Consider the following 4,579-nt stretch of genomic DNA (forward strand, 5'->3'; position numbering starts at 1 on the left):
GGGTCGGACCCCCGCCCCTTTCGCGTACCCGGGGTTCAGAGCGCGGGGTAGTCGATGTAGCCCTCGGGGCCGCCGGCGTACATGGTGGCGGGGTTCGGGGCGGCGTAGGGGCCGTCGGCCTTCAGGCGGGCGGGCAGGTCGGGGTTGGCGATGAAGAGCCTGCCGTACGCGACGAGGTCGGTGGTGCCGTCCTCGATCAGGGCGAGGGACTCGGCGCCGGTCGGGTCGGCGCCGGTGGCCGGGTTGAGGATGAAGGTGCCGGCGAACCGCTTGCGCAGGTCGAGGACGAGCGGGCGGCGCTCGGGGCCGGTCTCCAGGACGTGGAGGTAGGCGATGCCGACGGGCTCGATCGCGGTGACGAGCCGGGTGTAGAGCTCGTCGGTGTCGGTCTCGCTGATGTCGTTGAGGGTGTTGGCCGGGGAGATGCGCAGGCCGGTGCGCTCGGGGCCGATCTCGGCGGCGACGGCCTTGACGACCTCGACGGCGAAGCGGATGCGGTTCTCGACCGGGCCGCCCCACTCGTCGGTGCGGTGGTTGGAGCCGGAGGCGAGGAACTGCTGGATCAGATAGCCGTTGGCGCCGTGGATCTCGACGCCGTCGAAGCCGGCCTCGACGGCGTTGCGGGCGGCGGAGGCGAAGCCGGCGATCGCCTCGCGCACCTGGTCGCCGGTGAGCTCGCGCGGGGCGACGTAGTCCTTGGGGCCCTCGTGCGTGTAGACCTGGCCGGCGGCGGCGATCGGCGAGGGGCCGACGGGGTGGAGGTCGCCGTCGAGGATGTCGGGGTGGCCGATCCGGCCGGAGTGCATGAGCTGGGCGAAGATCCGGCCGCCGCGCTCGTGGACGGCGGTGGTGACCTCGCGCCAGGCGGCGATCTGCTCGCGGCTGTGGAGTCCGGGGGTGTTGGGGTAGCCCTGGCCCTCGGGGACGGGCTGGATGCCTTCGGTGATGATCAGGCCGGCGGAGGCGCGCTGGGCGTAGTACTCGGCGACGATCGCCGGCGGGGTGCCGTCCTCGCCGTTGGCCCGGCTGCGGGTCATGGGGGCCATCGCGATGCGGTTGGCGAGGCGGGTTCCGGCGAGGTCGATCGGGTCGAATGCAGTGGTCACGGCTGTCCCTCACATGAAATATGTGGTCGGCCAACTAATTGGGCCGATGCCACTGTAACCCATTTCGTTGGCCGACCAAGGTAATCTTGTGGGAAGAGCCGTCCCGAGGAGCCCGCATGTCAGGAACCGACCCCGTCTGTACCGCCCCGTCCGCGGGGCCGCAGCCCTCCGCCGCGTGCGCCGGGACCGTCAGCCACACCCTCGCGTGGGTCGCGCGGCTCCACCGGATCGGCATGGGCCGGCGGCTGCGGGACCTCGGCCTCTACCCGGGCCAGGAGCTGATGATGATGCGCCTGTGGGACTGCGGGGCGGTCCGCCAGTCGGAGCTCATCCACTCGCTCGGTCTGGACCCCTCCACGGTGACGAAGATGCTCCAGCGCATGGAGCAGTGCGGATACGTCCGCCGCAGCCCGGACCCGGCCGACCGGCGCGCGGTCCTGGTCGAGGCGACGGAGCAGGGCCTCGCCCTGCGCACCGGGGTCGAGGGCGCCTGGGCCGACCTGGAGGAGAGCACCCTGGCCGGGCTCGCCCCGGCCGAACGGACGGAGCTCGCCCGGCTGCTCGGCCTCGTCGGCGAGAACCTGGCGAAGGAGGCGGACGAGGCGGGCGGCTGCGCGTCGGGGGCGGTCTGCTGAACGCCCGCCCCGGACCCGGCCTTCCGGTGCCGGTCAGCCCGCCAGGACCTCCAGGACGCGGTCCACGTCCGCCGCCGTGTTGTACAGGTGGAAGGAGGCCCGCAGATTGCCCGCGCGGGCCGAGAGCAGGACGCCGGCCTCGTGCAGGGCGTCCGCCCGGTCCCCGAGGCCGGGGACGGCGACGACCGTCGAGTCGTCCATGACCGGCGCGTGCCCGAGGGCGAGGAGCCCGGAACGGAAGCGGGCCGCGAGCCCCTTGTCGTGGGCCTCGATCCGCTCGATGCCGATCTCCTCCAGGAGGGCGAGCGAACGGGCGGCTCCGTGGTACGAGAGGAACGCGGCCGGCTCGTCGAAACGGCGGGCGGTGCGGGCCAGTTCACGGACCGGGCCGTAGCTGTTGACCCACAGCTCCTCGCCCGTGACCCAGCCCGCGTGGATCGCGAGCAGGGAGTCCTGCGCCTCCTCGGTGACGGTGAGGAAGGACGCGCCGCGCGGGCAGAGCAGGTACTTGTAGCCGCCGGCGACCGTGTAGTCCCAGTCCCCCGCGCGCAGCGGCAGCCAGCCCGCCGACTGGGTCGCGTCCAGGAGGGTGCGCGCGCCGTGGGCGGCCGCCGCCTCCCGTATCGCCGCGAAGTCGGCCGTGCGCCCGTCCGCCGACTGCACGGCCGAGAAGGCGACGAGCGCGGTCCCGGGGCGGACGGACTCGGCGAGCCGCTCCAGGGGCGCGAAGCGGGTCTTGAGGTCGCCGCGGATCGTGAAGGGGGTGATGACGGAGGAGAAGTCGCCCTCGGGGAAGAGGACCTCGGACCCGGCGGGCAGCGACTGGGCGATCATCCCGCAGTGGACCGCGACCGAGCTGCCGACGGCGACGCGCTCGGGGGAGACGCCGGCGATCCGGCCGAAGGCGGCGCGGGCCTCGTCCACGACGTCGAAGCTGCCCGCGCCGCCCGCGCGGCCGTCGGCGGTCTCCTCGGCGAGGAGGGTGACGGCCTCGACGGTCCGGCGGGGCAGCAGTCCGCAGGCGGAGGTGTTGAGATAGGTCTTCTTGGGCGCGAACTCGGCGCCGCCGAGCGGCTGGTCAAGGGAATCCATGCCCCCACCCTGGATCCCCCACGATCACCCGTCAATGGCGATCCGACCGCGGAGAGATCCCAAGACACTCTTATTTCCGCAGGTCAGGCGCGGTACGAGCGGTCGAGGGCGGTCAGGCCTGCGGGACCTCGCAGGTGCCGTCCGGGCCGCAGACCTCCGCGTCGGTGCCGACCGGCTGGAGGACGCGGCCCTGCCAGGCCTGCTCGAGGGCCTGGGTGAAGACCTCGGCGGGCTGGCCGCCGGAGACGCCGTAGCGGCGGTCGAGGACGAAGAACGGCACGCCGTTGGCGCCGAGTTCGGCGGCCTCGCGCTCGTCCTCCCGTACGGCCTCGGCGTAGGCGTTCTCGTCGGCGAGGACGGCCCGGACCTCGGCCTCGTCGAGACCGGCCTCCACGCCGAGCGCCACCAGGGTCTCGGCGTCGAAGACGGAGCGCTCCTCCGCGAAGTTGGCCCGGTAGGCCAGGTCGAGGAGCTCGCTCTGGCGGCCGCGCTCCTTGGCGAGGTGCAGCAGCCGGTGGATGTCGAAGGTGTTGCCGTGGTCGCGGCCGTCGGTGAGGTACGCGAGGCCCTCGGAGTGCGCGTTCGACGCGACGTGCGCCTCCATGGCGCGGGCCTCGTCGAGGGTGCGGCCGTACTTCTTCGCCAGCATCTCCAGGACCGGACCGGTGTCGCCCTTGGCGCGGTGCGGGTCGAGCTCGAAGGAGCGGTGCACGACCTCGACGTCGTCGCGGTGGGCGAAGGCCGCGAGCCCCTTCTCGAAGCGGGCCTTGCCGATGTAGCACCAGGGGCAGGCGATGTCGCTCCAGATCTCGACGCGCATGTGACTTCTCTCCGAGGGGTTGCCGGTGGGGTGTACGGGGGTGTGTACGCCGTGGGAAACACGCGCGTCGGCCCGGTTCATTCCGTTTCCGTCCCCGGTGTGAGCCGGAGCACCCCGCCGTCAGGCCGTGCCGGCGCCCGTCAGACGGTTGAAGGAGGCCCGGTAGGCGCTCGGGGTGAGGCCCGTGCGGCGCAGCAGGTGCTGGCGGAGGGAGTCCGCCGTGCCGAGGCCGCTCGCGCGGGCCAGCTGGTCCATGGGGAGCGAGGTGGTCTCCAGGAGTTCCTTCGCCCGCTCGACGCGCTGGTGGAGCAGCCACTGGAGCGGGCTGACGCCGGTCTCGGCGTGGAAGCGGCGGGAGAGGGTGCGGACGGAGACCCCGGCGTGCCGGGCGAGGTCGGTGAGGCCGAGGGGTTCGTCGAGGTGTTCCATCGCCCACGCGCGCGTGTCGGCGAAGGAGACCCCGCGCTCGGGCGGCAGCGGGGTCTGGGTGAACTGGGTCTGGCCGCCGGGCCGGACGGGCGCGACGAGCGCGAGCCGGGCGACGGCGTTGGCGACGGCGGCGCCGTGGTCGGTGCGGATGACGTGCAGGCAGAGGTCGATGCCCGCCGCGTACCCGGAGGAGGTGAGCACGGGACCGTCCTGGACGAAGAGGACGTCGTCCTGGAGGTCGACGGCCGGGTGCCGGGCGGCGAGCAGCGGCCGGTACGCCCAGTACGTCGTCGCCGCCCGGCCGTCGAGCAGTCCGGCCTCGGCGAGCGCGAAGGCGCCGGTGCAGATGGAGGCGATCCGCTTGCCCCCGTCGGCGGAGGCGCGCAGGACGTCGAGGACGCGCGGGTCGGGGTCCTCGTACGCGCCGCTGCCCGCCAGGATCACCGTGTCCGCCCCCTCGACCTGGTCGTCCCGCACGGACTCGAAGCCGTCGAGGG

At 73.4% G+C, this 4,579-nt stretch carries 5 protein-coding genes; 1 reads left to right on the forward strand and 4 read right to left on the reverse strand.

Annotation, left to right across the window (positions count from 1 at the left end; all coding sequences use genetic code 11):
* Positions 1-35 precede the first annotated feature (35 nt).
* The gene (locus tag CCN56_RS26010) at positions 36-1,106 is read right to left on the reverse strand and encodes an alkene reductase (RefSeq protein ID WP_086830404.1); all 1,071 of its coding nucleotides are present in this window, start codon (positions 1,104-1,106) and stop codon (positions 36-38) included.
* 116 nt (positions 1,107-1,222) lie between these two features.
* Between CCN56_RS26010 and CCN56_RS26015 the strand changes: the two genes are divergently transcribed.
* Entirely contained in the window at positions 1,223-1,741 is a 519-nt protein-coding gene (locus tag CCN56_RS26015) for a MarR family winged helix-turn-helix transcriptional regulator (RefSeq protein ID WP_086830405.1), read from the forward strand.
* A gap of 33 nt (positions 1,742-1,774) precedes the next feature.
* Here the strand turns inward: CCN56_RS26015 and CCN56_RS26020 are convergent, their stop codons facing one another.
* From CCN56_RS26020 to CCN56_RS26030, 3 genes are all read right to left on the reverse strand, one after another.
* A complete protein-coding gene (locus CCN56_RS26020; RefSeq protein WP_086830406.1) occupies positions 1,775-2,833 on the reverse strand; it encodes an aminotransferase class V-fold PLP-dependent enzyme in 1,059 nt (352 codons plus the stop codon).
* A gap of 112 nt (positions 2,834-2,945) precedes the next feature.
* Positions 2,946-3,653, reverse strand: a complete 708-nt coding sequence (locus tag CCN56_RS26025; RefSeq protein WP_086830407.1) for a DsbA family oxidoreductase — start codon at positions 3,651-3,653, stop codon at positions 2,946-2,948.
* 120 nt (positions 3,654-3,773) lie between these two features.
* On the reverse strand, positions 3,774-4,579 hold an 806-nt coding region (locus CCN56_RS26030; protein WP_086830408.1), incomplete at its 5' end, for a GlxA family transcriptional regulator.

The sequence above is a fragment of the Streptomyces sp. NRRL B-24572 genome, assembly GCF_002156145.1.
Taxonomy (GTDB): Bacteria; Actinomycetota; Actinomycetes; order Streptomycetales; family Streptomycetaceae; genus Streptomyces; species Streptomyces vietnamensis.

What these genes read in the sequence shown, in the direction of transcription:
- CCN56_RS26015 (WP_086830405.1), top strand. Translation starts at nt 1,223, where the DNA reads ATGTCAGGAACCGACCCCGTCTGTACCGCCCCGTCCGCGGGGCCGCAG.
- CCN56_RS26020 (WP_086830406.1), bottom strand. Translation starts at nt 2,833, where the DNA reads ATGGATTCCCTTGACCAGCCGCTCGGCGGCGCCGAGTTCGCGCCCAAG.
- CCN56_RS26025 (WP_086830407.1), bottom strand. Translation starts at nt 3,653, where the DNA reads ATGCGCGTCGAGATCTGGAGCGACATCGCCTGCCCCTGGTGCTACATC.